This window comes from Parabacteroides sp. AF27-14, from assembly GCF_003635425.1.
Taxonomy (GTDB): Bacteria; Bacteroidota; Bacteroidia; order Bacteroidales; family Tannerellaceae; genus Parabacteroides; species Parabacteroides distasonis.
Genome location: NZ_QTLZ01000070.1, coordinates 1 through 855, shown reverse-complemented (window position 1 = coordinate 855; position 855 = coordinate 1). Strand labels below are relative to the sequence as shown.

The window sequence follows — 855 nt, the reverse complement described above, 5'->3', positions numbered from 1 at the left end:
TGACTATGCCTAAATTTACTTCACAGATTTTACTGTTATTTTCTAAGGTACTTCACATCTTAGAGAAGCTTCTCCTGAAAAACTTCACAGGGTTGAAAGTTGTTTCCTGAACCGGTTCACAGCGGCAAAAATACCGTTTTTCTTTTTCCATGCAAAACAACCATGAAAAAACCACTGCGGAGGAAGCCTCGCGGCTGGAGGCGCAAAGCCTCCATTGAGCGATCACATACAAGTCAGAGCTTCTCGGAACCTGACAGGTGGGAGCATGTCCCTGTTGCTCCTATGCGGTCTCCTATTGTTGTAGAAGTCTATGATCCTCGCCAACAAATCCCTTGCGACCACCACGTCCGGGGGGCGTTTCATCCTGTAGAGCCATTCCTGCTTGATGATGCCGTTGACCCGCTCGGCGATCGCGTTGTCGGTAGGCTTGTAGTCCTCCGTCATGCTGATCGTGGCTTTAATGGCCTGTAGACGATCAATATATTGATTACAACAATATTGAACGCCGCGGTCGGAGTGGTGGATCAGTCCATCGAACCCTAGGGGTGACACGTGCGAGATACCCATGTCCAGAGCCGTCACGGTATTGGAGGCGACTAGGCTGTCGGAAAGGACCCAGCCTATGATCTCATGCGTGAACGCGTCCGTCAGGAGATGCAGGTAGGCCACGCCCTCATCGGTGTCGATATAGGTGATGTCGGCCACCCACAATTGGTTGATCCTGTTGACGGTCAATCCCTTGATCATGTTCTTGTACTTCCTGTAAGGATGGTTGGAGCTTGTCGTGTGACGGCGCTTCCCGGGCTTCAGCATCAGGTGTGACTCGTGCATCAGCCCGTAGAACCAGTCCCGGCC

At 51.7% G+C, this 855-nt stretch carries 1 protein-coding gene; it reads right to left on the bottom strand.

Annotation, left to right across the window (positions count from 1 at the left end; genetic code table 11):
• Nucleotides 1–222: 222 nt before the first annotated feature.
• A partial coding sequence (locus tag DWY79_RS22435) for an IS3 family transposase (RefSeq protein WP_122370521.1) occupies nt 223–855 on the bottom strand: 633 nt, incomplete at its 5' end.